We start from the raw sequence: 25,679 nt of genomic DNA on the forward strand, positions 1-25,679 counted from the left end.
CTACAGGTCAGCGCACCCCGTCACCACGCGCGCGTGCACGCGGATCAGGCGCTGCGCCTCCTCCCGCGTCAGGGCGGCATTGCGGCTCACGATGTGCAGGCCGTAACCGTCCTCCAGCGCCACCAGATTCCTGGCGAGGTCCCCCACGGGCGCCGTCAGCGTGAACTCGCCGGTCGCGGCGCCCACTTCGAGCGCGGTGGCGTACAGGCCCACCTCACTGGCGAACAGTGACGCCATCAGCTCGGCGTGCCCGGGACTGCGGTCGGCCCTGCGGTGCAGCTCGAAGAGCAGCCCGTGCGTCGCGTCGTCGGGGGCGGTGGGCAGACCGGAGGCGATCAGCGCGCGCAGCCGGGCCACCGGGTCGGCGACCTCGTCGGTGACCGCATGCCGCGCGGCGAGGAAGCGCTCGACAGCGCCCCGGTGCACCTCAAGAACCAGCTCGTCGAGCTCCGGGTAGTAGTACAGGACCGAGCCGGCGGACATGCCGGCCTCCGCCGCGATGTCCTTGATGCGCAGGCCTTCGAGCCCCCGCTCCGTGATGGCCCGCCCCGCCGCGTCCACGAGCGCCTCGCGCCGCGCGGTCTGGTTCTTCGGTCTCCCCGGTTTTCCCATGCGGTTAATTCTCTGTTACGCCGTTCAGATAAAGCAAGTTGATGCCGCACAAACCATTGACGAGTCCCTGAGCCATTGTTTGAATCTCAGCTCAAAGAACTCGTGGAGGCGGCATGGACGGTCAGCCAGCGCGTACGCCCGGCGGCGACACCGCCCCGGCGCCCGAGCGCATCGAACACCGCACCATCGACGTGGTCCCCGCGGACGAACGCCACGGCCGCACCCGGGACCTGTTCACCATCTGGTTCAGCGCCAACCTCGGCCCGCTCACCGTCGTCACCGGCGCCCTGGCGCCCACCGCGTTCGGGCTCTCCTTCTTCTGGAGCCTGGCCGCCCTGCTCGTGGGACACCTCGGCGGCGGCTTCCTGATGGCGCTGCACTCGGCGCAGGGTCCCCAGCTCGGCGTACCCCAAATGATCCAGAGCCGCGGCCAGTTCGGCAGCGTCGGCGCCCTCGCCGTGGTGCTCGTCGTGATCGTCATGTACCAGGGCTTCTTCGCGTCGAACCTGGTCGTGGGCGCGCAGTCGCTCGGCCAGGTCACCCCCGTCGGGGAGAGCACGGGCGTGCTGCTGTGCGCGGCGGTCAGCCTCGTGGTCGCGGTCGTCGGCTACCGCCTGATGCACCGCATCGGCGCGTGGACGACGTGGGCGTTCGGTGCGATCCAGGTCATCGGCGCCGTCTACCTGTTCACGGGCGGGCTCCCGTCGGACTTCCTGAGCACCGGCGGGTTCAGCCTCGCGGGGTTCCTCGGGATGGTGTCCGTCGGCGCGCTCTGGCAGATCGCCTACGCGCCCTACGTCTCCGACTACTCCCGCTACATGCCCGCCCACCGGGCCGGCATCCGCTCCACCCTCTGGTGCACGTACGCGGGGTGCGTCCTCGGCAGCGTCATCCCGATGGTGGTCGGCGCGGCGATCGGCATCGCGGGCGACGGCGACCCCATCGCGGCGCTCAACCACCTCCTCGGCTCGACGCTCGGGCAACTCACGCTGTGGAGCTTCGCGTTGGTCACGATGCTCACCAACTCCATGAACCTGTACGGCGCCGTGCTCTGCGCCGTCACCGCGGTGCAGACCTTCGCCCACCGCTGGCTGCCCCGCGCCACAGGGCGGGCCGTCATCGGCGCGGCCCTGACGGCCCTCTCGGTCGCCCTCGCCCTGGCCCTCGCCGACAGCTTCATGACGAACTACCTGAACCTGATCTACGTACTCCAGTACGTCCTGATCCCCTGGACGGCCATCAACCTGGTCGACTTCTACCTGGTCAGGCACGGCGAGTACGACGTCCCGTCCTTCTTCGCCCGCGACGGCGGGATCTACGGCCGCTGGAACGCCACCGCCCTCATGGTCTACGCGGTCGGCATCCTCGCCGAGATCCCGTTCATGGCGCAGTCCCTCTACACAGGGCCGCTGGCCCACGCCCTCGGGGACACCGACCTCGGCTGGATCGCCGGCCTGGTCGTCACCGTCCCCCTCTACTGGCTCCTCGCGGCCCGTGGCACGAACCGCCGCACCCCCGCTCCCGCACCGACCACCACAGGAGTGCCCGCAGCATGACGTACACGCACCAGGACTGGGCGAAGCTCGCCGGTCAACTCGACTTCCGTACCAGGGCGTTCATCGACGGCGAGTGGCGCGACGCGGCCTGTGGCGCCACCTTCGCCACCGTCGACCCCGCCACCGGCCGCACCGTCGCCGAGGTCGCCTCCTGCGACACCCCGGACGTCGACGCCGCCGTCTCGGCCGCCCGCCGCAGCTTCGAGGCGGGCGACTGGTCACGGGCGGACGCCGCGACCCGCAAGCGCGTGCTCCTCCGGCTGGCCGCGCTCATCGAGGAGCACGGCCGCGAGCTGGCCCTCCTCGACACCCTCGACATGGGCAAGCCGATCGCAGAGACGTACGGCACCGACGTGCCCGGCGCGGCCGGCGTCTTCGCCTGGTACGCGGAGGCCGCCGACAAGCTGTACGACGAGGTGGCTCCGGCGCCGCCCGGCAACCTGGCCCTCGTGCGGCGCGTCCCGCTCGGTGTCGTCGGCGCGGTCGTGCCGTGGAACTTCCCGCTGGACATGGCGAGTTGGAAGCTCGCACCCGCCCTCGCGGCAGGAAACAGCGTCGTCCTCAAGCCCGCCGAGCAGTCCCCGCTGTCCGCCCTGCGCCTCGCCGAACTCGCGGTGGAGGCCGGGCTCCCGGCCGGTGTCCTCAACGTCGTACCCGGCCTCGGCGAGCGCGCGGGCCAGGCCCTCGGCCGCCACGACGACGTCGACGCCCTCGCCTTCACCGGCTCCACGGCGACCGCCCGCCGCTTCCTCGCCTACGCCGCCGAGTCCAACCTCAAGCAGGTGTGGCCGGAGGCGGGCGGCAAGAGCCCGAACATCGTGTTCGCGGACGCCGACCTGGACGCGGCCGCCGAGGCCGCCGCCGCGGGCTTCGCCTACAACTCCGGCCAGGTCTGCTCCGCCAACACCCGCCTCCTGGTGGAGAGTTCGGTGGCCGAGGAGTTCACGGCCCGCGTCGCCGAACACGCCGCGGCGTTCGCCCCCGGCGACCCGCTCGACCCCGCCACCACGTTCGGCCCGCTCGTCGACGAGGCCCAGGCGGTCCGCGTGCTCAAGGCGGTCACCGAATCCGGCGGCACCGTGGTGTGCGGCGGCGCCCGCCCCGAGCGCACCGGCGCCTACGTCCTCCCGACGATCGTCACGGGCCTCGCCCCGGACGCCCCGCTGGCCCGCGAGGAGGTCTTCGGCCCGGTCCTCACGGTGCACCCCTTCGACTCCGAGGCGGAGGCGGTCCGCCTCGCCAACGACTCCCCGTACGGGCTCGCGGCCTCCGTCTGGACCCGGGACCTGTCCCGCGCCCACCGCACCGCGGAGGCGCTCCAGGCGGGCACGGTCTCGGTCAACACCGTCGACGCGCTCTCGCCCGCCACCCCCTTCGGAGGCTTCAAACAGTCCGGCTACGGCCGCGACCTCTCGCTGCACGCCTTCGACAAGTACACGGGGCTGAAGACGACATGGGTGACGTATGGCTGACGTACGGATGACGGCCCCCGACACCGAGAAGGTACTCGCCGAACTCGACCGCCGACGCGACGACCTGGTCGCCCTCACGGCGGAACTCGTCGCCTTCGACACCACGGTGCGCGGCTCCGCCGACGAACGGCACCGGGCCGAGCACGACCTCCAGGCCCACCTCGCCGGCCGGCTGCGCGCGGCGGGCGCCACCGTCGACGTCTTCACGCCGAAGCCGTCGGACCTGCCGCGCTCCCCGCAGACCCCGGAGGGCCTCGGCTTCGACGGCCGGCCGCAGCTGATCGCCCGGTTCCCCGGCACGGGCGGTGGCCGCTCCCTGCTCTTCAACGGGCACATCGACGTCGTGTCGGCGGAGCCGAAGGGCGCCTGGAGCAGCGACCCGTTCCGCGCCGAGGTCCGCGAGGGCCGCCTCTACGGGCGCGGCACCTGCGACATGAAGGGCGGCATCGCCGCCATGGTGATCGCGGCCGAGACCCTCGCGGCGCTCGGCATCCGGCTCCCCGGCGACCTGCTGATCAACACCGCCACCGACGAGGAGTGGAACGGCGCGGGCACCCTCGCCTCCCTCGCGTACGGGGTGAAGGCGGACGCGGCGGTCGTCCCCGAGCCCACCGACCTGGACGTCGTCACCGCCCAACGCGGCATCCTGGGCGGCACGTTGACCGTCGAGGGGCGTCCCGGGCACGCCGAGTACCCGCCCGGCGACTGGCGCACCGGCGGCGCGGTCAACGCCATCGAGAAGACCCTCCCGGCGCTCACCGCGCTCCAGTCCCTGCGCGAGCGCTGGGCCGCCGACCCGGCCCACACCCATCCGCTCCTGCCCCCGCCGTCCATCGTGCCCACCACCATCAAGGGCGGCGAGTGGTGGGTGACCTACCCCGCGTCCTGCGAGGTCTGCCTGGACGTCACGTACCTCCCGGTGCAGGCCGACGCCGGTGGCTGGGCGAGCAGGGTGCGGGCCGAGATCGAGGCGGCCGTACGGGACGCGTGCGCCGCCGACGGCTGGCTCGGCGCGCACCCGCCCCGCCTCACCTGGGACACCGAACTGCCGCCCGCGGAAGTCGACCGAACCCACCGCGTCGTCACGGCACTTGAAAGCGCGGCCGGGGCCCTCGGCCGCTCTCCCCGCATCCTCGGCGAACCGTCCTGGACGGACGCGGCCACCCTGACCCGGCTCGCCGACACCCCCGCCGTCTGCCTGGGCCCGACCGCGACCCGGCCCGACGGCTCCCCGACCCTCCACACCATCGACGAGTACATCGAGGTCGACGACCTGCTGGCCACGGCGAAGGCGCTGGCCCTCGCCGCCATCGAACTCACGGAAGGACTTCCCTCATGAAGCACCAGAACCACCAGAGCCTGCTGGCGGCCGACCGCGCCCACATCATCCACCCCTACCTCCCCGGCAGCGCCGAGGAACGGGTGATCATGACGTCCGGCGAGGGCTGCCGCCTGACCGACTCCGAGGGCCGCGGCTACCTCGACGCCACCGGCGGCCTGTGGCTCGCGCAGGTCGGCCACGGCCGCGAGGACCTCGCCGACGTCGCCCACGAGCAGATGAAGAAGCTGGAGTACTTCACCAGCTTCTGGGAGTTCTCCAACGAGCCCGCCATCCAACTCGCCACCCGGCTCGCCGAGTTGGCCCCGGACCCGCTGAACCACGTCTACTTCACGTCCGGCGGCTCGGAGGGCAACGAGGCGGCCATCAAGATGGCCCGCTACTACCACCACCGCCGCGGCGACACCGACCGCACCTGGATCCTGGCGCGCGACAAGGCGTACCACGGCATCGGCTACGGCGGCGGCTCGGCCACCGGCTTCCCCGTCTACCACGAGGGCTTCGCCCCGATGATGCCGCACGTCTCGCACCTGACGCCGCCGTGGCCGTACCGCACGGAGCTGTACGGCGGCGAGGACCCCTGCGACTTCCTCATCCGCGAACTGGAGGAGCGCATCGCGGAGATCGGCGCGGGGAACATCGCGGCGATGATCGGCGAGCCCATCATGGGCGTCGGCGGCATGCTCGTCCCGCCGGACGACTACTGGCCGCGCGTGCGCGAGACCCTGGACCGCCACGGCATCCTCCTCATCTTCGACGAGGTCGTCACCGCGTACGGCCGCGTGGGCGAGTGGTTCGCCGCCCAGCACTTCGGCGTCACCCCGGACATCATCGTCACGGCCAAGGGCATCACCTCCGGCTACGTACCGCTGGGCGCGCTGATGGTCGCCGACCACGTCGCCGAGGTGCTCCTTCGCGACCACGGCTTCCCGATGGGCTACACGTACAACGGCCACCCGGTCGCGACCGCCGTCGCCCTCGCCAACCTCGACGTCATCGACAAGGAGGGCCTGCTGGGCCGGGCGAAGACGATCGGCGCGACGCTCCACTCGGAACTCCAGTCCCAGCTCGGCGACTTGGCCATCGTCGGTGAGATCCGCTCGGTGGGCATGATGCTCGCGGTGGAACTCGTCGCCGACCGCACCACCCGTACGCCCCTCCCCCTGCACGCCGACCGGATGCCGCACGACGTGATCCGCCGCGAGACCGGCGTCATCGTCCGCGACTCCGCGCACAGCCTGGTGCTGTCCCCGCCGCTGATCATGACGGAGGGCGAGACCAAGGAGGTCGCCTCGGCGCTGCGCGGTGTACTGGAGCGCACGGACGCCTCCGGCAAGATCCGGGAGGCGTGACAGTACGGGGCCCGGCGGTGTGCACCGCCGGGCCCCGGTCCACTCGCAGTCCCCAACTCCCTCCCTAGGAACTGCCCGTGCCGACGAACCTCCCCTCCGCAGCAGAGCCACAGACACCACGGACTCCGCACGACACCGCGTCCGACTCGAACCTGAAGCGCAGCCTCAAACGCTTCGACATCACGGCCATGGCCGTCGCCGCGGTGATCTCCTTCGACACCATCGGCCAGATCGCCACCGGCGGCGGCGAGGCGGCCACCTGGACCGCCGCCATCGCCCTGTTCTTCCTGCTCCCCTACGCCCTGTTGTTCGCGGAGACCGGTGCCGCGTTCCCGCAGGAGGGCGGCCCGTACGTCTGGGTGAAGCTGGCCCTCGGCCGCCCGGCGGCCGCGCTCACCACGCTCTTCTACTGGGTCACCAACCCGATCTGGCTGGGCGGCTCGCTGGTCTTCCTCGCCGCCGAGACCTGGGACGGCTTCGTCTTCCACCTGGGCTCGGGCACGTTCGCCGACTACACGTTCAAGCTGCTCTTCGTGTGGATCGCGATCCTCACGGCGGTCGTCTCGCTCAGCCGCGGCAAGTGGATCACGACGGCGGGCGCGGCGGTGAAGGTCCTCTCGCTGGCCCTCTTCACGGTCACAGCGATCCTGTACGGGGCGGAGCACGGCTTCCAGGGCCTGGCGACCGCCCACTTCGCCCCCACGACGGCCGGCTTCCTCGCCCTCGTCCCCATCCTGCTCTTCGCCTACGTGGGGTTCGAGGCCCCGAACGCGGCGGGCGAGGAGATGCACGACCCGCAGCACGACGTCCCCGCCGCGCTCGGCCGCTCGGCGACGATCGCGGCGGCCTGCTACCTGCTCCCGGTCCTGGCCCTGCTGGCCGTGGTCCCCGCGAGCAAGGTCACCGGCATCGGCGGCTTCATGGAGGGCGTCCGCCTGGTCTTCGGCGTCTACGGCCCCGCGGCCGGCCCCCTCCTGACGCTCACCGCGATCATGTTCGTCTTCGCCCTCCTCACACAGGGCAGCGCGTGGATGATCGTCAGCGACCGCATGCAGGCGATGGCGGCGGCCGACGGCGGCTTCTTCAGCCGCGCGCTGGGCGCCTTCCACCCCAAGCTCGGCACCCCGGTCCGCACGAACCTGCTCTCCGGCGCGGTGGCCACGGTGTTCATGCTCGCGGCGATGCAGCTGGTGAAGGGCGACACGGGCGCGATCTTCAGCGTGGTCCTGACGGTGGCGGTGACGACACTCCTCCTCTCGTACCTCCTGGTCGTCCCCGCCCTGGTGGTCCTGCGCCTGCGCCGCCCGGAGGTCCCCCGCCCCTACCAAGTCCCCTTCGGCAACCGGGGCTTCATGGCCTGCGCGGCCCTCGTCTACGCCTGGATCCTGGTCGGCTCCTGGGCGGCGCTCTTCCCCGGCGTCCTGGAGTCCGTCTTCGGCATCGACTACGACTTCACGGCCGTCTGGGGCGTCTCCCGCACCACGTTCGAGACGTTCACCCTCGGCACGATCGTGGTGCTGCTCCTCGTGGGGTCGGCAGGCCTCGCGGCGGCCCGCCGCTCGGTCCGCGACAGGACCACCCCGTGATCGGGACGGCCCTGGGGTGGTACGGGGTCTACCGGCGAGGGTGCAGGCGCAGGTGCCAGTGTTCGAGGCCCGCGGGAGGCTCCGGGTCGGTGTCGCCCTCGTCCTCCGCCGCGAGCCAGGCCTCGAAGGCCTCGCGGGCGGCGGCGCGGCCGCGGCAGCGAGCCTGGAGGGTGTAGGTGCCGGCCGGGACGGGCAGTACGCAGTCCGTGCCGAGCGCGGACACACCGGAGACCAGGGCGAGTTCGGGGCCCGCCACCTCGATCTCGTAGGAGATCTGCAGCTCCCACGGCCCTTCCGGCTCAGGCCCCGGGGCCTGCCACAGTTCGATCACGGCCGCTACTTCCCCGTCCTCCGTGGCGCTGAGGAAGAGGGCGAGGTCCGGGCCCGTGCCGGTGGTGACGGGGGTGTCCTCGGTGGGGGTGGGTGCGGGGCGCAGCGGGCCCGAGTTCGCGTCGCTGAGCCGGAACATGCGGTCTTCGACGAGGACGAGTCCGGCCGCGTCGGCGACGGGGCCGCGCGGTCCGGGCGTGGAAGCGTCGTCGTGGACGGTCGACACGGGTGGCCTCCCTGGGCGCGAGGATGTGCGGTGGTGGGGCGGCCACCGTGGCCGCCCCACCACCGCACGGTCAAGGCTGCTCCCTCCGGGGCCACCGGAGGGACGCACTCATGGGACGCGCACCTGGAAGGCGTCGTTCCATCCGTCGCTGCCCATGATGCGCTGGGCCGCGTAGAAGCGGTTCAGATCCCTGCCCGCGTCCTGGTTGTCGGTGCTGTTGATGGGTTTGACGACATAGTCGCGCACGCCGTCCGCCTTGTTGACCGAGCCTTCTCGCGTCGAGGCCATCGGGTACTCGTCGCAGTCGGTGTTCGGCGCCGGGTACTTGCCCGGGAAGAAGGTGGTGCAGGCCCGTCCGGCGACTCCGCGGTGGCGCCGGATCTCTGTGGCGTTCGCCGTACGGTGCAGCACAGCCGGGATGGCCTTGAGCCGGCTGGACGGTGGCTGGGTGGCGTTGGGATTGTTCTGGGCCTCCCAGATGTTCTGGGCCGTCTGCGGGCTCTGCGACTTGTTGACGGTCCAGGTCGGCGTCGGGGCCCAGGGGAACACGCAGCCCTGCCCCGCACCCGAGCGCAGCAAGTAGCTCGCGCGGTCGCAGCGCGCCTGGCTCGGGTCGCTGCGCTGGGTGCTCGGCCCGATGTCGCTGACGACGGTGGCGACCCACCGCAGGTCCGCCGTGGCGAGCGCGTTCGGGGCGGCGCCGCCGTTCTGGGCGAAGCTCGCGTACTCGAAGGAGGTGCCCCTCGCGGCCCAGCTGTCCACCGAGCGTGTGGTGCCGCCGACGTCGCGGGCACACGAGCCGCCGCCGGAGGTCACGTCACAGGTGCTGCGGATCGTCAGTGGGACACCGCTGACGTCGCCCACCACGCGCCAGTTCCCGACGTAGGTGACCTCCAGGATGTCCCGGAAGTCGCTGTCGTTCTTCGTGTAGTGGATGACGGCCATGTCGGCGTAGGCGTTGCCGACGACGCTGCAGAACCACGTACCGATGAGGCAGTCCACCTTCTGCACCCACAGGCGTTTGCCCTGGCAGCTGGCGAACCGCCCCTTGGCCCAGCCCGCACCGGAGAACGAGCTGTCGTGCCCGAGGCACTCCTCGGGCGTGATCGACTGCGAGGGAGAAGGTATCGGCGGATCGGCCAAGGTCCCTGCCTTGCCCCCGTCTTCCCGTGCGAAGAACTTCTTGGCGGGCGGTGCGGACAGACCGTCGTCATCGACGCCGGGTGCGGAGAACGAGGAGGCGGGAAGGTCGTCGAGTACGCGGATCGTCGCCCGGACCTCCGACTTCCCCGATGGGTCTGGCGAGGCTGCCGCCGCGGGTGGGGCCGTGACCGACCCCAATAAGAGGAGCCCGAGGACGGTCCCCGCGAGCCGTCTGGTCCGGCGCGAGACTATGGAGCCCCGTTGTCTTTTGCGCATGATTACCCCCAGTTGGTCGCCTGTGATGCTCACGACAGGCGGGCCGGGGTGTCAACGCACCCGGGGCCGCATGCGAAGGAATCAGGCCCGTCCGTCCGCTCACGCCTCGCACGGGCGCCGGCGCCCCCTGCGGATCCGACGCCCCAGGTCCCGCGGGGGAAGGCACCGTCGACGCCACTCCACTTTCACCGCTCCGCCACCGTGCGACCGCCGACGCCCCACTAGCGAGCGGGCCGATTCCGGCCGCACCTCGCGGAGCGGCCCCGGGCACGCGAACGGGGCCGCCCCGAAACCGGAACGACCCCATCTGTGCAGCGTGACTCAGACGTTGAAGCGGAACTCCACGACGTCGCCGTCCTGCATCACGTAGTCCTTGCCCTCCATGCGCGCCTTGCCCGCCGCGCGGGCGTCGGCGACCGAGCCCGTCTCGACCAGGTCGGCGAAGGAGATGACCTCGGCCTTGATGAAGCCCTTCTGGAAGTCGGTGTGGATCACACCGGCCGCCTCGGGGGCCGTGGCGCCCTTCTTGATCGTCCAGGCGCGGGACTCCTTGGGGCCTGCCGTCAGGTACGTCTGCAGGCCCAGGGTGTCGAAGCCGACGCGGGCGAGGTTCGCGAGGCCCGGCTCCTCCTGGCCGACGGACTGGAGGAGTTCGAGGGCCTCCTCCTCGTCGAGCTCGGCGAGGTCCGCCTCCAGCTTGGCGTTGAGGAAGATCGCCTCGGCCGGGGCGACGAGGGCGCGCTGCTCGTCCTTGAAGGCCTCGTCCGTGAGCTCGTCCTCGTCGACGTTGAAGACGTAGAGGAAGGGCTTCGTCGTGAGGAGGTGCAGGTCGTGGAGGAGTTCCTCGGCGTCGGAGCCCTGGACGATGCCCGCGGAGGACAGCGTCTCGCCCTTCTCCAGGATCTCCTTGGCCTCCTCGACCGCCTTGACCTTCGGGCCGATGTCCTTCTTGATGCGCGACTCCTTCTGGAGGCGCGGGAGGACCTTCTCGATGGTCTGGAGGTCGGCGAGGATCAGCTCGGTGTTGATCGTCTCGATGTCGCTCTTGGGCGCGACCTTGCCGTCGACGTGCACGACGTTCTCGTCCTGGAACGCGCGGATGACCTGGCAGATCGCGTCGGACTCCCGGATGTTCGCCAGGAACTTGTTGCCCAGGCCCTCACCCTCGGAGGCGCCGCGCACGATGCCCGCGATGTCGACGAAGTCGACCGTGGCCGGGAGGACCTTCTGGGAGGAGAAGATCTCGGCCAGCTTGGTGAGGCGGGCGTCGGGGACACCGACCACACCGACGTTCGGCTCGATCGTGGCGAACGGGTAGTTGGCCGCGAGCACGTCGTTCTTGGTCAGGGCGTTGAACATGGTCGACTTGCCGACATTCGGCAGACCGACGATTCCGATCGTGAGCGACACGTTGCGACTTCCCGTACGTGATGTGGTGGGTATGGGGTTGGGCGATCCACCAGTCTACGGCCTCGCCCGACCCGCCCGACTTCCGCCAAGCGCGGTCAAGCTCCGCCAAAGTGCGTGTCCCTTGGGCTATTGGGCACATAAGCGCATCTATGTTGGGCTTGTGGAGCAACCCAGGACGCGTCCCCCGCAGGCCAGGCCCCGCCGCACGGCCCCGCTTCCGCCGCAGGCCCAGGGCGGCCAGAACGGCAAGAACGACGCCGTGCCGTCAGATGAGTCCGCCACCGTGTACCGCGCCGCCCGTGGGGGCCGGTCGACTCCCGGGCGCCGGCCCCTTCGCTTCCCGAACCCACGGCTCACGGGGCGGGGCAGTGGACTGTTCTGCATCGCCACGATGCTGGTCATCGGGTTCCTCGACCGGCTGTTGTTCGCGGGCTCCCCGGCCGTCTACGGCGTGCTGTTCCTGCTCGTCAGCGGGCTCACCGCGGTGTGGGTGCGGGGCGCGGACCTGGTGACGGCGCCGGTCGTGGTGCCGATCGCGTTCGCCGTCGGCATCGTGCCGATCTCCGAGGGCACGGGCGGCTTCGGCCCACAGGTGATGGGGCTCGCGACGACGCTCGCCATGAACGCGATCTGGCTGTACGGCGGGACGCTCATCACCGGGGTGCTCGTGACCGTACGGAAGGTGCGGCTCATGGCACGGCGGGCCGCGGTGCGCCGCGCCGGTGGCCGGCAGCCGTCCGGCGCCCGGCCCGCGTCCCAGCCCTCGCCCCAGTCCTCGAACCAGGCGCCCGGCCAGCGGCGTCGTACCGCATAGCGCTCTGCCTCAGAGTCACTACGCGCGCGATGCCGCCATCGCCGCTCCCACGATCCCCGCGTTGTTCTGCAGCTCGGCCGGGACGATCTCGGCCTTGATGCCCTTGATCAGCGGCAGGAACTTGTGCGCCTTGCGGCTGATGCCGCCGCCGATGATGAACAGCTCGGGCGAGCAGAGCATCTCCACGTGCGCCAGGTACTTCTGCACGCGGTGCGCCCACTGCTCCCAGCTGAGGTCGTGGTCCTCGCGCGCCTTCGTGGAGGCGTGCTTCTCCGCGTCGTGCCCGTTCAGCTCCAGGTGGCCCAGTTCCGTGTTCGGCACGAGGACGCCTTCGGAGAACAGGGCGCTGCCGATGCCCGTACCGAAGGTGAGCAGCAGCACGGTGCCCTTGCGGCCGCGGCCCGCGCCGAAGTGCATCTCGGCTACGCCCGCGGCGTCCGCGTCGTTGAGCACCGTGACCGGGAGCCCGCCGAGCTTCTTGCTCAGCAGGGCCCGCGCGTCCACGTCGATCCAGCTCTTGTCGACGTTGGCCGCCGTGCGGACCGTGGCGCCGCCGGTGACGACGCCGGGGAACGTGATGCCGACCCGGTCGGGCCGGGCGTCGGCGAAGTGGTCGATGACCTGCTTGACCCCGTCGGCCACGCCCTCGGGCGTGGCCGGGTGCGGGGTCAGCACCTTGTGCCGCTCCTGCGCGAGATCACCGCGCTCCAGGTCGACCGGGGCGCCCTTGATCCCGGATCCGCCGATGTCCACACCGAAGATCTGCATGACTCCACGTTACGACGGGAGACCGACAGTCACTTCTTGGAAGCGGACTCCCCGGTCTCCCCGGCCTCGCCGACCAGCGACTGGGCCTCCGCGCGCAGGTCGCGGCGGAGCTCCTTGGGCAGCGAGAACGTGATCGACTCCTCGGCCGCCTTCACGATCTCCACGTCCGCGTAGTCACGCTTCGACAGGTACTCCAGGACCTCCTCGACGAGCACGTCCGGGACGGAGGCACCGGAGGTGACGCCGATGGTCGTGACGCCGTCCAGCCAGGACTCGTCGATCTCGGAGGCGTAGTCCACGAGGTACGCCTCGCGGGCGCCGGCCAGCTTGGCGACCTCGACGAGGCGCACGGAGTTCGAGGAGTTGCGCGAGCCGACGACGATGACGAGGTCGGACTCGGCGCCCATCTGCTTCACGGCGAGCTGGCGGTTCTGGGTCGCGTAGCAGATGTCGTCGCTGGGCGGCGAGATGAGCCCCGGGAACTTGCCCTTGAGGGCGTCGACGGTCTCCATCGTCTCGTCGACGGAGAGCGTGGTCTGGGAGAGCCAGACGACCTTCTCCGGGTCGCGGACCTCGACCTTGGCGACGTCCTCGGGGCCGTCGACGAGCGTGATGTGATCGGGGGCCTCGCCGGACGTGCCGATGACCTCTTCGTGGCCCTCGTGTCCGATCAGGAGGATGTCGAAGTCGTCCTGGGCGTAGCGGATCGCCTCCTTGTGGACCTTGGTCACCAGGGGGCAGGTGGCGTCGATGGTGGCGAGCTTGCCGCGCTCGGCCTCTTCGTGGACGGTCGGTGCGACACCGTGCGCCGAGAACATCACGATGGAGCCCTCGGGCACCTCCTCCGTCTGCTCGACGAAGATGGCGCCCTTCCGCTCCAGGGTCTGCACGACGTACTTGTTGTGCACGATCTCGTGGCGGACATAGATGGGGGCCCCGTACTGCTCGAGGGCCTTCTCGACGGCGATCACGGCACGGTCCACACCGGCGCAGTAACCCCGGGGGGCGGCGAGCAGGACGCGGCGGTTGTCACTGCGACGCGGAGCGTCTCCGCTTGGGGTGGTGGCGGGCGGCGGGCCGGGAGTTGCAGTCATGTCCCCCATCGTAAGGGCGACCCCAGGGAGCCAAAGATCGTCCACGTGGAGAGACTGGGAGTCTGCGAGCACTACGGAGGCACGATGTCCGCCGACACCCCCCACGTCACGCATGAGGAGACCGCCCTGCGGCGCAGTCTCACCTTCCGGGACCTCGTGGTCTACGGACTCCTCTTCATCGCCCCCATGGCGCCCGTCGGCGTCTTCGGCACCCTGGACGCGAAATCACACGGCGCGGTCGCCCTCGTCTACATCGTCGCGACGGTCGCGATGGCGTTCACCGCATTCAGCTACGCACAGATGGTGCAGGTGGCCCCGCAGGCGGGCTCGGTCTTCGCCTACGCGCGCGCGGGTCTCGGAAAGGGCCCCGGGTTCATCGCGGGCTGGATGGCGATGCTCGACTACGTACTGATCCCCGCGGTCGCGTATCTCTTCGCCGGCATCGCGATGAACTCGCTCATCCCCTCGGTCTCCCAGTGGGTGTGGACGGCGCTCGCGGTGGTGATCACGACGCTGCTCAACCTGTGGGGCGTGCGGGCGGCGGCGCGGGTCGGGTTCGCGGTCCTGGCGCTGGAGATCGTGGTCCTGCTGGTCTTCGTCGTCTCGGCGGTCGTGATCCTGGCCACGGACGGGCCGCAGCGCGACTGGCTGTCGCCGCTGACCGGTGACGGCACGCAGGGCGCGTTCGCGCTGTCGGCGGTGCTCGGCGCGGTGTCCGTGGCGGTCCTCTCGTACCTGGGCTTCGACGCCATCGCGTCGTTCGCGGAGGAGGTCACCGGGGGCTCGGCGAAGGTCGCGCGGGCGGTGCTGTTCTGTCTCCTCTTCACCGGTGTGCTGTTCGTCGTGCAGACCTACTTGGTCGCGCTGCTCGAACCCACCACGTCGGCGCAGCTCGCCGCCGACCCCGGAAAGCAGGGCAGCGCCTTCTACGACGCCGTGGACGCGTCCGTGGGCTCGTGGCTGCACGACCTGGTGGCGGTGAGCAAGGCGATCGGCGCGGCGTTCGCGGCGCTCGCCGGGCAGGCGGCGGCCGGTCGGCTGCTCTTCGCGATGGCCCGCGACCGGCGGCTGCCGAAGGCACTCTCGCGGACGTACTCCGGGGTGCCGCGGGTGGCGCTGCTGCTCGCCGCGGTGATCACGCTCGTCGCGGCGGTGTGGGCGGCCAGCCGGGACGACGGCATGGACCACCTGGTCTCGGTCGTCGATATCGGCGCCCTGACGGCCTTCACGCTGCTGCACGCGAGCGTGGTGGGGTATTTCGCGGTACGCCGCCGTGGTGGCGCGGTGAGCTGGTGGCGCCACCTCGTGATTCCGGTCGTCGGCGCGGCGATCACCGTCGCGGTGATCGTGGAGGCGTCCCCGACGGCGCAGGTGGTCGGCGCGATCTGGCTGGCCATCGGGCTCATGGTGCTCGCGGCCCAGCGGGGCCGGGAGCCGTCCGTGCCGTCGCCGGACGGAGGGTCGTGACCACCTGAGTTGTCGGTACCTGCGACTACGCTCACGGCATGGCTGTCAACACGTCCGCGGACGCCCCGCTGCCCGTCGGCCAGGTGTCGCGGCTCATCGGGGGATGGATCGACCGGCTCGGCGCCGTGTGGGTCGAGGGGCAGATCACGCAGCTGTCCCGCAGACCGGGCGCCGGTGTCGTGTTCCTGACGCTGCGCGACCCTTCGCACGAGATCTCGGTGGCGGTGACCTGCTACCGGCAGGTGTTCGACGCGGTGGCGGACGTGGTGCGCGAGGGCTCCCGCGTGGTCGTGCACGCGAAGCCGGAGTGGTACGCGCCGCGCGGACAGCTCTCGCTGCGGGCCGCCGAGATCCGCCCGGTCGGCGTCGGTGAACTGCTGGCGCGCCTGGAGCAGTTGAAGAAGTCCCTTGCCGCGGAGGGCCTCTTCGCGGACGACCGCAGGAAGCCGCTGCCGTTCCTGCCGCAGCTCATCGGCCTGGTCTGCGGCCGCGCCTCGGCGGCGGAGCGCGACGTGCTGGAGAACGCGCGGCACCGCTGGCCCGCCGTCCGCTTCGAGGTGCGCAACGTACCGGTGCAGGGCGTGCACGCGGTGTCGCAGGTCGTCCAGGCCGTCAAGGAACTGGACACGATCGACGACGTCGACGTGATCATCGTGGCGCGCGGCGGCGGCAGCGTGGAGGACCTGCTCCCGTTCTCCGACGAACAGCTGGTGCGGACGGTGTCCTCCTGCCGTACGCCCGTCGTCTCCGCGATCGGCCACGAGCCGGACAACCCGCTGCTCGACTACGTGGCCGACCTGCGCGCCTCGACGCCGACGGACGCGGCGAAGAAGGTCGTGCCGGACGTCGGCGAGGAGTACGAGCGGGTGCGCTGGCTGCGGGACCGGGCCAGGCGCAGCGTCGAGGCGCTCCTGGATCGGGAGGAGCGGGGCCTGGCGGCGGCGCTCGCCCGGCCCTCGATAGAGGACCCGCACCGCATGGTCGACGAGCGCGAGGAGCAGATCGCGGCGCTGACCGAGCGCTCCCGCCGCACCCTCGGCCACCTCCTCGACCGCGCCGAGTCGGAGCTGACGCACACGCACGCACGCGTGGTCGCGCTCTCCCCCGCGGCCACCCTGAAGCGGGGCTACGCGGTGCTGCAGAAGCCGGACGGGCACGTGGTGCGCGCCCCGGACGAGGTGGCGGGTGGCGAGGAGCTGCGGGCCCGCGTCGCCGAGGGCGAATTCACCGTACGAGTAACAGAAGACGAAGCGTGAGGACGGGCAACAGCATGACGACCAAGGCGGCCGACGAGGCGCTCGGCTACGAGCAGGCGCGGGACGAACTGATCGATGTCGTACGGCGGCTGGAGGCCGGCGGCACGTCCCTGGAGGAGTCCCTCGCCCTGTGGCAGCGCGGCGAGGAGCTGGCGAAGGTGTGCCGTCGCTGGCTGGACGGCGCGCGCGCCCGCCTGGACGCGGCGCTCGCGGAGGAGGGCGAGGAGGAGGCCGGGGAGGTCGGCGACGCCGAGGGTGCCGACGAGGAGTGACGCCGCCGGGCCGCCCCTCTCGCCTGCCCGCCGGGCCACCCGCGGCCACCTTGTGAACAGCGTCACGAAACGTTTGGTTGAAGGTTGAACCTAATCGGCGTACGGTCTTTCATGTGGGCCGATCCGGACAGAACGGATCGCCGCAGCCGTGACCGTCGCACCGAGAAGGTTGATCCATGTCTCTCGTTCTTGACCCCGCCGCGCAGGACCTGCTGTTCCGCGAGGCCCGCACCGCGAACACGTTCTCGTCGGAGCCCGTGACCGACGAGCAGATCGCGGCCATCTACGACCTGGTCAAGTACGGCCCGACCGCCTTCAACCAGTCGCCGCTGCGCATCACCCTGGTCCGCTCCCCCGAGGCCCGCGAGCGCCTCGTCAAGCACATGGCCGAGGGCAACCAGCCGAAGACCGCCACCGCCCCGCTGGTCGCGATCCTCTCCACGGACCACGAGTTCCACGAGGAGCTGCCGCAGCTCTTCCCGCACGCCCCGGGGATCGCGGACATGTTCTTCTCGGAGCGTCCGGTCCGCGAGCAGGCCGGCACGCTGAACGCGACGCTGCAGGCCGCCTACTTCATCATCGGCGTCCGCGCCGCAGGCCTGTCCGCGGGCCCGATGACCGGCCTCGACTTCGCCGGCGTCCAGAAGGAGTTCCTGGACGACGACCACGCCCCGCTGATGGTCATCAACATCGGCAAGCCGGGCGACGACGCCTGGTTCCCGCGCTCCCCGCGCCTGGAGCAGGAGCAGGTCATCACCACGATCTGAGTTCCATACGTACGCACGAGGAAGGGCCCCGGCTTCGGCCGGGGCCCTTCCTCGTTACGTGTTCGGGGTGAACCGAGCGGTCACACCTTCTCGCGCTTCATCTCCAGCGCCTCGGCCATCTTCGTCAGCTGGTCGAAGTCGGCCGTGCCGGTCACCACCGTGGTGGAGCCCTTCTCCTTCAGCACGAGGGCGTCGTACTTCTCGCCCTTGTAGCGCTCCCAGGTCCCGCCGCCGATCTGCTGCGTGCGACCGGTCGCCGAGGCGCCCTGGCTCACCTTGTTGATGAACCCCTTCGACGCTCCGCTCGCCTGCTCGACGGCGACGTACTGCCCCTCCGGGTCGAGGAACCCGAGGTGCCACGCGTCGTTCGCGGTGCCCTGGTAGCGCACCGAGGTCGGCTTCCAGTCGTGCGAAAGGCCCGTGGGCGCGGCCACCGGGTACGGCGCCGCACGGCGGGCCGTCGACAGCTCGACCTTGTAGTCGACGCGCTTGACCTGCGACCCCCCGGAATCGTCGTGGGGGACGAAGAGGTAGATCACGCCGGCCGCGACGACACAGACGCCGAGCGAGAGGACCAGGCTGCCGACCGATTTCTTACCGTTTCTTGCTGCCACGCGCCCCATCGTCGCAGGTCGCCGGATGATCTCCGCCGGGAGGTCCGAAATTGCGCGGTCCGACATCGACCGTCCCGCTCATCCGTGGGGCGGTCTGCTCAGATTGTCGGACTGACGATAGAGTCCTCCCATACCAACCCCTCGTCCGGCCGTCGTCGTATCCCGGTGAAGCCGAACAACCCCGGTGAACCCCGGAACAGAAAGGTGCGTCTCGATGACCGAGCATCACCAGCTTCCGTCCGAACTCGAGGTCCCCTCCGAGGCACCCGACCGCAACCTCGCCCTGGAACTCGTCCGGGTCACCGAAGCCGCGGCGATGGCCGCCGGCCGCTGGGTGGGCCGCGGTGACAAGAACGGCGCGGACGGCGCGGCCGTACGCGCCATGCGCGCCCTCGTCTCCACCGTCTCGATGAACGGCGTGGTCGTCATCGGCGAGGGCGAGAAGGACGAGGCCCCGATGCTCTTCAACGGGGAGCGCATCGGCGACGGGACGGGCGCCGAGGTCGACATCGCCGTCGACCCGATCGACGGCACGACGCTCTGCGCGAAGGGCATGCCGAACGCGATCGCCGTGCTCGCCGCCGCCGACCGCGGCACGATGTTCGACCCGTCCGCCGTGTTCTACATGGACAAGCTGGTCACCGGCCCCGAGGCCGCCGACTACGTGGACATCAACGCCCCGGTGTCGGTGAACATCCGCCGCGTCGCCAAGGCGAAGAAGCGCGCGCCCGAGGACATCACCGTGGTCATCCTCGACCGGCCGCGGCACGAGGGGATCATCAAGGAGGTCCGGGAGACCGGCGCCCGGATCAAGCTGATCTCGGACGGCGACGTCGCCGGTTCGATCCTCGCCGTGCGCGAGGGCAGCGGCGTCGACCTGCTGCTCGGCATCGGCGGTACGCCCGAGGGCATCATCTCGGCCTGCGCGATCAAGTGCCTCGGCGGCGTGATCCAGGGCAAGCTGTGGCCGAAGGACGACGAGGAGCGCCAGCGGGCGATCGACGCGGGGCACGACCTGGACCGCGTGCTGTCCACGGACGACCTGGTCTCCGGCGAGAACATCTTCTTCGTCGCCACCGGGATCACCGACGGGGAGCTGCTGCGGGGCGTCCGGTACGACTCCCAGCGGGCGCACACGTCGTCGCTCGTGATGCGGTCCAAGTCCGGGACGATTCGGCAGATCGACTCGACGCATCGGTTGAGCAAGTTGCGTGCCTACAGTGCGATTGACTTCGACCGGGCCAAGTAGGTTGCGGGGGTCCGTGGTTGACGCCTCGGGGCTCCGCCCCGGACCCCGCGCCTCAATCGCCGGCGGGGCTTGATTATCCCGCCAGGGCCGTCCGCGGCGTCTTCTTGAGTTCCACCTCACGGCGGCGCCTGCGGGCAAGGACCACGCGGCGTTCCGCCGCTGTGAGGCCGCCCCAGACGCCGTACGGCTCCGGCTGGAGGAGCGCGTGCTCCCGGCACTGGACCATGACGGGGCAGCGGGCACAGACCCGCTTGGCCGCCTCCTCGCGGGCGAGGCGCGCGGCGGTCGGTTCCTTGGAAGGGGCGAAGAAGAGTCCCGCCTCGTCACGCCTGCACACCGCCTCCGTGTGCCATGGCGCGTCCTGATCCCGGCCCCTGACTGGCTCGCGCTGCTGCGGTACGGCGGTGACCTGCAGGGACTGATGCGGCGGGTGCAGCACGGTCTACTCCTGACGACGGCTGACGACGGCTTTCGCGAGCGGGCGACGATGCAGCAAGCTCTACCCGCTGTGTCGGCTCCTAAGCACTGAGTTCCGAAGCACGGAAGTTCCCGAGCGCCCAAGGGAGTTCATCGCCCACAGCCATCGGCATGGTCGTCAGCCGAGGTGCTTGCGCAGGTGCTTCTCCAGGTTCTGGATGAGCTTGCCGCGCTTCGGCTTCGCCTCGATGTTCCCGAGGACCGCCACCCCGTCCACGTACACGACGGGCGCCTCGGGCTCGCGCGCGTCCAGCGTGTCCACCTCGAAGTTGCCGAGGACGCCCGCGCCGCTGCCGCGCAGCGAGATGTTCTCGGGGACGCGGATCTCGACGTTGCCGAACACGGAGACCGCCTTGATGTACACCTGCGGGTACTCGAAGATCGCCTCACTGAGGTCGATCTCGACGTTGCCGAAGATCGCGTACGCGTGCGTGCGGCGGCCGATCCGCCAACGGCCCTTGCGCGTCGTGGAGCTGAGGACCGCCACCAGGTTCTCGTCGGGCACCGCAGGGACCGTGCCGGGCGCCGGGCGGCTCGGGGCGGGGCCGGGCGCGGGCGCCGGGCGGGGCGAAGCGTGGGTGCCCGGCAAGTCGCGGACCAGCGGCTCCAGTTCGCCGACCGTCTTGGCGCGGTAGACCCCGTCGATCCGCTCGGCGTGCTCCTCCGCGTCGAGCCGGCCCTCCGCGAGTGCCTCGCGCAGGATGTCCGCGATCCGGTCGCGGTCGGCGTCGGACGCGCGCAGGTCGGTCGGCTCCGCCATGGGAGCGCTGGGCGCGGGCTGCGAGGGGCGCTTTTGAAGGTCCACGACAGCAGACTACCGAAACGCGATAGATCGCGACACCCCTCCGCGCAGCCCCGCCATACGGCGCTCGGGGCGAACTGAGCCTTACCTCACAGGCTCGGCCGCCCGACCAGGTTCTACGCTGGTTGGCGCTGCCAACGGATGCCAGCTGCTGACTGTCGAGTGAGGAATGGGCGAGATGCCTGAGTTCGCGTACACCGATCTGCTTCCCCAGGGTGAGGACCCCACCACGTACCGGTTGGTGACCTCGGAGGGTGTCTCCACCACCGAGGGGCCGGACGGCCGTACGTTCCTGAAGGTCGAGCCGGAGGCGCTGCGCACGCTCGCCGAAGAGGCCATCCACGACATCCAGCACTACCTGCGCCCGACCCACCTCGCGCAGCTGCGCCGCATCGTCGACGACCCCGAGGCGTCAGGCAACGACAAGTTCGTCGCGCTCGACCTGCTGAAGAACGCCAACATCGCGGCCGCGGGCGTGCTCCCCATGTGCCAGGACACCGGCACCGCCATCGTCATGGGCAAGCGCGGGCAGAACGTCCTCACCGAAGGTGAGGACGAGATGTCCCTCAGCAAGGGCATCTACGACGCCTACCAGAACCTGAACCTGCGCTACTCGCAGATGGCCCCGCTGAACATGTGGGAGGAGAAGAACACCGGCTCCAACCTCCCCGCGCAGATCGAGCTCTACGCGACGGACGGCGGCGCCTACAAGTTCCTCTTCATGGCCAAGGGCGGCGGCTCCGCCAACAAGTCGTTCCTGTACCAGGAGACGAAGGCCGTACTGAACGAGTCCTCCATGATGAAGTTCCTGGAGGAGAAGATCCGGTCCCTGGGCACGGCCGCCTGCCCGCCGTACCACCTGGCGATCGTCGTCGGCGGCACCTCCGCCGAGTACGCCCTGAAGACCGCCAAGTACGCCTCCGCGCACTACCTGGACGAGATCCCGGCCGAGGGCTCCGAGCTCGGGCACGGCTTCCGCGACAAGGAGCTCGAGGACAAGGTCTTCGAGCTGACGCAGAAGATCGGCATCGGCGCGCAGTTCGGCGGCAAGTACTTCTGCCACGACGTGCGCGTGGTGCGCCTGCCGCGGCACGGCGCCTCCTGCCCGGTCGCCATCGCCGTGTCCTGCTCCGCCGACCGCCAGGCCGTCGCGAAGATCACCGCCGAGGGCGTCTTCCTGGAGCAGCTGGAGACGGACCCGGCGCGCTTCCTGCCGGAGACCACCGACGAGCATCTGGAGCAGGACAGCGACGTCGTCAAGGTCGACCTCAACCAGCCGATGGACGCGATCCTCACCGAGCTGGCCAAGCACCCGGTGAAGACCCGTCTCTCCCTGAACGGACCGCTCGTCGTCGCCCGCGACATCGCGCACGCCAAGATCAAGGAGCGCCTGGACGCCGGCGAGGAGATGCCGCAGTACCTGAAGGACCACCCCGTGTACTACGCGGGTCCGGCGAAGACCCCCGAGGGCTACGCGTCCGGCTCCTTCGGCCCGACCACGGCCGGCCGCATGGACTCCTACGTGGAGCAGTTCCAGGCCGCGGGCGGCTCCAAGGTCATGCTCGCCAAGGGCAACCGCTCCAAGCAGGTCACCGACGCGTGCGACGCGCACGGCGGCTTCTACCTCGGCTCCATCGGCGGCCCGGCCGCGCGCCTCGCGCAGGACTGCATCAAGAAGGTCGAGGTCGTCGAGTACGAGGAGCTCGGCATGGAGGCCGTCTGGAAGATCGAGGTCGAGGACTTCCCGGCGTTCATCGTCGTCGACGACAAGGGCAACGACTTCTTCCAGAACCCGGCGCCCGAGCCGACCTTCACGCACATCCCGGTGCGCGGCCCCGGCCTCTCGTAACCAGCACGCGTTAGGCATCACACGATGGTGGGGTTGTTCCGGCGTTCCGGAACAACCCCACCTTCGTATGCGCTGTACCTGGCATGAGCGACAACGCCGGCGAATACCGCATCGAGCACGACTCCATGGGCGAGGTCCGCGTCCCCGCCGCCGCGAAGTGGCGGGCGCAGACACAGCGCGCCGTGGAGAACTTCCCGATCTCCGGGCAGCGCATCGAGCGCGCCCACATCGAGGCCCTCGCCCAGATCAAGGGCGCGGCGGCCACGGTGAACGCGGAGCTGGGGGTGGTCGACAAGGACATCGCCGGGGCCATCGCCGCGGCGGCCGCCGAGGTGGCCGAGGGCCGCTGGGACGCCGAGTTCCCGATCGACGTGTTCCAGACCGGCTCCGGTACGTCGTCGAACATGAACGCCAACGAGGTGCTGGCCACGCTCGCCACCGAGCGCCTGGGCCGCCCCGACCTCACGGTCCACCCGAACGACCACGTCAACGCCTCGCAGTCGTCCAATGACGTGTTCCCCTCCTCCATCCACATCGCGGCCACCGCCGCGGTCACCCACGACCTGATCCCGGCCCTCGATCACCTGGCCGCGTCCCTGGAGCGGAAGTCCGCGGAGTTCGCGGACGTCGTGAAGTCGGGGCGTACGCATCTGATGGACGCGACGCCGGTGACCCTCGGCCAGGAGTTCGGCGGCTACGCGGCGCAGGTCCGCTACGGCGTCGAGCGGCTGACCTCCTCGCTCCCCCGCCTCGCCGAACTCCCCCTGGGCGGCACCGCGGTCGGCACGGGCATCAACACCCCGCCCGGCTTCTCGGCCGCCGTCATCGCCGAGGTCGCGCGCGCGACGGGGCTGCCGCTGACCGAGGCCCGCGACCACTTCGAGGCGCAGGGCGCGCGCGACGGGATCGTGGAGACGAGTGGTCAGCTGCGCACCATCGCCGTGGGCCTCACGAAGATCGCCAACGATCTGCGGTGGGCCGCCTCCGGGCCCCGTACCGGTCTCGCGGAGATCAACCTCCCCGATCTGCAGCCCGGTTCGTCGATCATGCCGGGCAAGGTGAACCCGGTCATCCCCGAGGCGACGCTGATGGTCGCGGCCCAGGTCACCGGCAACGACGCGACGGTCGCCGCGGCCGGCGCCGCGGGCAACTTCGAGCTGAACGTGATGCTTCCGGTCATCGCCAAGAACGTCCTGGAGTCGATCCGGCTGCTCGCCAACGTCTCCCGGCTGCTCGCCGACCGCACCGTCGACGGCATCACCGCCAACCGCGAGCGCGCCCGCGAGTACGCCGAGTCCTCCCCGTCCGTCGTCACGCCGCTCAACAAGTACATCGGCTACGAGGAGGCGGCCAAGGTCGCCAAGAAGTCCCTCGCCGAGCGGCGCACGATCCGGGAGGTCGTGCTCGACGGCGGCTATGTGGAGCGGGGCGATCTCACCGTGGAACAGCTCGACGAGGCGCTCGATGTCCTTCGGATGACGCGGCCGTGACGATGCGTGGCCAGTTGGCGTATTCGTGATACGCACCGCAGCGTCGTATGCCGTTGGCACCTAATATCTGTGCATGACAGACGAGTACCGGACGACCGAGAGCGGAGGGCGCTGGGCGCCCGGTGAGCCGATCCTGTGGCGCTACCGCGCCAACGGGGGCGACGGCTTCCACATCTGCCGTCCTGTCACGGTCGTCCAGGACACCGACGAGCTGCTCGCCGTGTGGATGGCGCCCGGCACCGAATGCGTGAAGCCGGTGCTCGCCGACGGCACGCCCGTGCACCGCGAGCCGCTCGCCACCCGCTACACCAAACCCCGCGCCCTGCACCGCGACCGCTGGTCCGGCACGGGCGTGCTGAAGCTCGCGCGCCCCGGCGACCCCTGGTCCGTGTGGCTGTTCTGGGAGCCGGGCTGGAGATTCCGCAACTGGTACGTGAACCTGGAGGCGCCGCGCGCCCGTTGGGCCGCGGGCGTCGACTCGGAGGACCACTTCCTCGACCTGTCGGTGTACCAGGACGGCAGCTGGCGCTGGCACGACGAGGACGAGTTCGCGCAGGCGCAGGCCGTGGGCCTGATGGGTCCCGCACAGGCGTCCGAGGTGCGGTCCGCGGGACGCCGGGCGATCGAGGCGATCGAGAACTGGCGGCGGCCGTTCTCCGACGGCTGGCAGCACTGGCGCCCGGACCCTGCGTGGCCGGTTCCCGCCCTGCCGGCCGACTGGGACCGTACGCCCGCGCACGTGTCCTCATGAGACCCTTGATGCGCCCCCATGGGGTAACCGTAGGATCGTCCTCCGCAAGAGAACACCGTCCGAATGTGCGGGTTCTACGGACAACTCTTGGCACGCACAACTGGTCTGACACGATGTCAACGAGGTCATCGAGGGGCGGCTGGACCGTGAACGTGGGTGAGACGACGCAGTGGGCGGGCCGGTACGCGACGGCCGCCGGGACCGCGAGCAGCACTGTCCGCAGGTCCCCGGCGTGGTCGCCCGTACGGATTCCGTTCCCGGAGCACGGGTTCCGGGTATCCGCCTCCCTACGGGACACGCCGCGGGTCACCGGCAGCGGCGCCACCCCCGACAGGCCCTGGCCCCAGCTGTTCCCCAACTGCCGGCGCACTGGCCAGTGACGCGGCGCGCAGCCCCGGACGGACGGAATCGACACGCGTGACGGAGTACCCCACCTCCCACGAAGGCCGCCACCACGGCACGGCGGCCCGCCCCGCCGATCCCCGCGGGGCCCTTCGGCACACCCCTGAGACCTCCGCGCCGGGTCCCGGTGAGGCCTGCGCCCCGGGCTCGGGCGGCCTACCGGAACAGCCACGGCGCACCAAGGGGTCCGCAGCGGACGCCGAGCACGCGCAGCCCGTGGCGCCCTCCCCCGAGCCGACCGCCGAGACGGTCGCCGCGGGAGTGCTGCTCTTCGACGACGAGGACCGGGTGCTGCTCGTCGACCC

Annotated in this window: 23 protein-coding genes and 1 pseudogene; 15 read left to right on the forward strand and 9 right to left on the reverse strand. The window is 70.7% G+C overall.

The window, feature by feature from the left end; all coding sequences use genetic code 11:
• Window positions 1-612, reverse strand: coding sequence for a TetR/AcrR family transcriptional regulator (locus OKJ99_RS26730; RefSeq protein ID WP_326020095.1), 612 nt, complete (start codon window positions 610-612; stop codon window positions 1-3).
• 113 nt (window positions 613-725) lie between these two features.
• On the opposite strand from OKJ99_RS26730, the gene OKJ99_RS26735 reads away from it, so the two are divergent.
• The 5 genes from OKJ99_RS26735 to OKJ99_RS26755 all read left to right on the forward strand — a co-directional run bounded on the left by OKJ99_RS26735 (window position 726) and on the right by OKJ99_RS26755 (window position 7,917).
• The gene (locus OKJ99_RS26735) at window positions 726-2,168 is read left to right on the forward strand and encodes a purine-cytosine permease family protein (protein WP_326020096.1); all 1,443 of its coding nucleotides are present in this window, start codon (window positions 726-728) and stop codon (window positions 2,166-2,168) included.
• Complete coding sequence (locus OKJ99_RS26740) at window positions 2,165-3,640, forward strand: aldehyde dehydrogenase (RefSeq protein WP_326020097.1); 1,476 nt, start codon at window positions 2,165-2,167, stop codon at window positions 3,638-3,640. Before OKJ99_RS26735 ends, OKJ99_RS26740 begins: the two co-directional genes overlap by 4 nt.
• Window positions 3,633-4,979: an ArgE/DapE family deacylase gene (locus OKJ99_RS26745; protein WP_326020098.1), complete on the forward strand. Its 1,347-nt coding sequence runs from the start codon at window positions 3,633-3,635 to the stop codon at window positions 4,977-4,979. Before OKJ99_RS26740 ends, OKJ99_RS26745 begins: the two co-directional genes overlap by 8 nt.
• Complete coding sequence (locus tag OKJ99_RS26750) at window positions 4,976-6,331, forward strand: aminotransferase family protein (RefSeq protein ID WP_326020099.1); 1,356 nt, start codon at window positions 4,976-4,978, stop codon at window positions 6,329-6,331. The genes OKJ99_RS26745 and OKJ99_RS26750 overlap by 4 nt, the downstream gene beginning before the upstream one ends.
• A 77-nt stretch (window positions 6,332-6,408) precedes the next feature.
• Complete coding sequence (locus tag OKJ99_RS26755; protein ID WP_326020100.1) at window positions 6,409-7,917, forward strand: APC family permease; 1,509 nt, start codon at window positions 6,409-6,411, stop codon at window positions 7,915-7,917.
• A gap of 28 nt (window positions 7,918-7,945) precedes the next feature.
• Here the strand turns inward: OKJ99_RS26755 and OKJ99_RS26760 are convergent, their stop codons facing one another.
• The 3 genes from OKJ99_RS26760 to ychF all read right to left on the reverse strand — a co-directional run bounded on the left by OKJ99_RS26760 (window position 7,946) and on the right by ychF (window position 11,302).
• On the reverse strand, window positions 7,946-8,473 hold the full coding sequence (locus OKJ99_RS26760; protein WP_326020101.1) for a hypothetical protein: 528 nt from the start codon (window positions 8,471-8,473) through the stop codon (window positions 7,946-7,948).
• Window positions 8,474-8,581: 108 nt separating this feature from the next.
• Complete coding sequence (locus OKJ99_RS26765) at window positions 8,582-9,616, reverse strand: NucA/NucB deoxyribonuclease domain-containing protein (RefSeq protein WP_326020102.1); 1,035 nt, start codon at window positions 9,614-9,616, stop codon at window positions 8,582-8,584.
• 597 nt (window positions 9,617-10,213) lie between these two features.
• On the reverse strand, window positions 10,214-11,302 hold the full coding sequence (gene ychF / locus OKJ99_RS26770) for a redox-regulated ATPase YchF (protein ID WP_326020103.1): 1,089 nt from the start codon (window positions 11,300-11,302) through the stop codon (window positions 10,214-10,216).
• A gap of 160 nt (window positions 11,303-11,462) precedes the next feature.
• Between ychF and OKJ99_RS26775 the strand changes: the two genes are divergently transcribed.
• Window positions 11,463-12,116: a DUF6542 domain-containing protein gene (locus tag OKJ99_RS26775; RefSeq protein ID WP_407700769.1), complete on the forward strand. Its 654-nt coding sequence runs from the start codon at window positions 11,463-11,465 to the stop codon at window positions 12,114-12,116.
• An 18-nt stretch (window positions 12,117-12,134) separates the two neighbouring features.
• Here OKJ99_RS26775 and ppgK read toward each other — a convergent pair whose 3' ends face one another.
• Window positions 12,135-12,884: a polyphosphate--glucose phosphotransferase gene (ppgK, locus tag OKJ99_RS26780; RefSeq protein ID WP_326020104.1), complete on the reverse strand. Its 750-nt coding sequence runs from the start codon at window positions 12,882-12,884 to the stop codon at window positions 12,135-12,137.
• 29 nt (window positions 12,885-12,913) lie between these two features.
• On the reverse strand, window positions 12,914-13,987 hold the full coding sequence (locus OKJ99_RS26785) for a 4-hydroxy-3-methylbut-2-enyl diphosphate reductase (protein ID WP_407700770.1): 1,074 nt from the start codon (window positions 13,985-13,987) through the stop codon (window positions 12,914-12,916).
• Between the two features lie 75 nt (window positions 13,988-14,062).
• Here OKJ99_RS26785 and OKJ99_RS26790 point away from each other — a divergent pair, with 75 nt between their 5' ends.
• From OKJ99_RS26790 to OKJ99_RS26805, 4 genes are all read left to right on the forward strand, one after another.
• Window positions 14,063-15,445, forward strand: coding sequence for an APC family permease (locus tag OKJ99_RS26790; protein WP_326020106.1), 1,383 nt, complete (start codon window positions 14,063-14,065; stop codon window positions 15,443-15,445).
• Between the two features lie 38 nt (window positions 15,446-15,483).
• Window positions 15,484-16,701 carry an exodeoxyribonuclease VII large subunit gene (gene xseA / locus OKJ99_RS26795; protein WP_326020107.1) on the forward strand — a complete coding sequence of 406 codons (1,218 nt, stop codon included), beginning with the start codon at window positions 15,484-15,486 and terminating at the stop codon, window positions 16,699-16,701.
• Window positions 16,702-16,715: 14 nt separating this feature from the next.
• The gene (locus OKJ99_RS26800) at window positions 16,716-16,973 is read left to right on the forward strand and encodes an exodeoxyribonuclease VII small subunit (protein WP_326020108.1); all 258 of its coding nucleotides are present in this window, start codon (window positions 16,716-16,718) and stop codon (window positions 16,971-16,973) included.
• A 176-nt stretch (window positions 16,974-17,149) separates the two neighbouring features.
• Window positions 17,150-17,740: a malonic semialdehyde reductase gene (locus tag OKJ99_RS26805; protein ID WP_326020109.1), complete on the forward strand. Its 591-nt coding sequence runs from the start codon at window positions 17,150-17,152 to the stop codon at window positions 17,738-17,740.
• Window positions 17,741-17,820: 80 nt separating this feature from the next.
• On the opposite strand, the gene OKJ99_RS26810 is transcribed toward OKJ99_RS26805, so the two are convergent.
• A complete protein-coding gene (locus OKJ99_RS26810) occupies window positions 17,821-18,354 on the reverse strand; it encodes a DUF4245 domain-containing protein (RefSeq protein ID WP_326020110.1) in 534 nt (177 codons plus the stop codon).
• A gap of 214 nt (window positions 18,355-18,568) precedes the next feature.
• On the opposite strand from OKJ99_RS26810, the gene glpX reads away from it, so the two are divergent.
• Window positions 18,569-19,603 carry a class II fructose-bisphosphatase gene (gene glpX / locus OKJ99_RS26815; RefSeq protein ID WP_326020111.1) on the forward strand — a complete coding sequence of 345 codons (1,035 nt, stop codon included), beginning with the start codon at window positions 18,569-18,571 and terminating at the stop codon, window positions 19,601-19,603.
• A gap of 73 nt (window positions 19,604-19,676) precedes the next feature.
• Here the strand turns inward: glpX and OKJ99_RS26820 are convergent, their stop codons facing one another.
• A complete protein-coding gene (locus tag OKJ99_RS26820) occupies window positions 19,677-20,042 on the reverse strand; it encodes a WhiB family transcriptional regulator (protein ID WP_326020112.1) in 366 nt (121 codons plus the stop codon).
• Between the two features lie 156 nt (window positions 20,043-20,198).
• On the reverse strand, window positions 20,199-20,885 hold the full coding sequence (locus tag OKJ99_RS26825; RefSeq protein WP_326020113.1) for a DUF1707 SHOCT-like domain-containing protein: 687 nt from the start codon (window positions 20,883-20,885) through the stop codon (window positions 20,199-20,201).
• Window positions 20,886-21,060: 175 nt separating this feature from the next.
• Between OKJ99_RS26825 and OKJ99_RS26830 the strand changes: the two genes are divergently transcribed.
• The 4 genes and pseudogenes from OKJ99_RS26830 to OKJ99_RS26845 form a co-directional block, all read left to right on the forward strand.
• The gene (locus OKJ99_RS26830; RefSeq protein WP_326020114.1) at window positions 21,061-22,731 is read left to right on the forward strand and encodes a fumarate hydratase; all 1,671 of its coding nucleotides are present in this window, start codon (window positions 21,061-21,063) and stop codon (window positions 22,729-22,731) included.
• 83 nt (window positions 22,732-22,814) lie between these two features.
• The gene (locus tag OKJ99_RS26835) at window positions 22,815-24,221 is read left to right on the forward strand and encodes a class II fumarate hydratase (RefSeq protein WP_326020115.1); all 1,407 of its coding nucleotides are present in this window, start codon (window positions 22,815-22,817) and stop codon (window positions 24,219-24,221) included.
• Between the two features lie 73 nt (window positions 24,222-24,294).
• Window positions 24,295-24,972: a cytidylyl-2-hydroxypropylphosphonate hydrolase gene (fomD, locus tag OKJ99_RS26840; protein ID WP_326020116.1), complete on the forward strand. Its 678-nt coding sequence runs from the start codon at window positions 24,295-24,297 to the stop codon at window positions 24,970-24,972.
• A gap of 417 nt (window positions 24,973-25,389) precedes the next feature.
• Window positions 25,390-25,679, forward strand: a pseudogene (locus OKJ99_RS26845) (ATP/GTP-binding protein); the annotation flags it as partial.

Origin of the sequence: Streptomyces endophyticus, assembly GCF_035798155.1 — a bacterium.
Lineage (GTDB): Bacteria > Actinomycetota > Actinomycetes > Streptomycetales > Streptomycetaceae > Streptomyces > Streptomyces endophyticus.

Coding starts and splice junctions, on each gene's coding strand:
- OKJ99_RS26730 (WP_326020095.1), bottom strand. CDS start 612: ATGGGAAAACCGGGGAGACCGAAGAACCAGACCGCGCGGCGCGAGGCG.
- OKJ99_RS26735 (WP_326020096.1), top strand. CDS start 726: ATGGACGGTCAGCCAGCGCGTACGCCCGGCGGCGACACCGCCCCGGCG.
- OKJ99_RS26740 (WP_326020097.1), top strand. CDS start 2,165: ATGACGTACACGCACCAGGACTGGGCGAAGCTCGCCGGTCAACTCGAC.
- OKJ99_RS26745 (WP_326020098.1), top strand. CDS start 3,633: ATGGCTGACGTACGGATGACGGCCCCCGACACCGAGAAGGTACTCGCC.
- OKJ99_RS26750 (WP_326020099.1), top strand. CDS start 4,976: ATGAAGCACCAGAACCACCAGAGCCTGCTGGCGGCCGACCGCGCCCAC.
- ppgK (WP_326020104.1), bottom strand. CDS start 12,884: ATGCAGATCTTCGGTGTGGACATCGGCGGATCCGGGATCAAGGGCGCC.
- OKJ99_RS26785 (WP_407700770.1), bottom strand. CDS start 13,987: ATGGGGGACATGACTGCAACTCCCGGCCCGCCGCCCGCCACCACCCCA.
- OKJ99_RS26790 (WP_326020106.1), top strand. CDS start 14,063: ATGTCCGCCGACACCCCCCACGTCACGCATGAGGAGACCGCCCTGCGG.
- xseA (WP_326020107.1), top strand. CDS start 15,484: ATGGCTGTCAACACGTCCGCGGACGCCCCGCTGCCCGTCGGCCAGGTG.
- OKJ99_RS26800 (WP_326020108.1), top strand. CDS start 16,716: ATGACGACCAAGGCGGCCGACGAGGCGCTCGGCTACGAGCAGGCGCGG.
- OKJ99_RS26805 (WP_326020109.1), top strand. CDS start 17,150: ATGTCTCTCGTTCTTGACCCCGCCGCGCAGGACCTGCTGTTCCGCGAG.
- glpX (WP_326020111.1), top strand. CDS start 18,569: ATGACCGAGCATCACCAGCTTCCGTCCGAACTCGAGGTCCCCTCCGAG.
- OKJ99_RS26830 (WP_326020114.1), top strand. CDS start 21,061: ATGCCTGAGTTCGCGTACACCGATCTGCTTCCCCAGGGTGAGGACCCC.
- OKJ99_RS26835 (WP_326020115.1), top strand. CDS start 22,815: ATGAGCGACAACGCCGGCGAATACCGCATCGAGCACGACTCCATGGGC.
- fomD (WP_326020116.1), top strand. CDS start 24,295: ATGACAGACGAGTACCGGACGACCGAGAGCGGAGGGCGCTGGGCGCCC.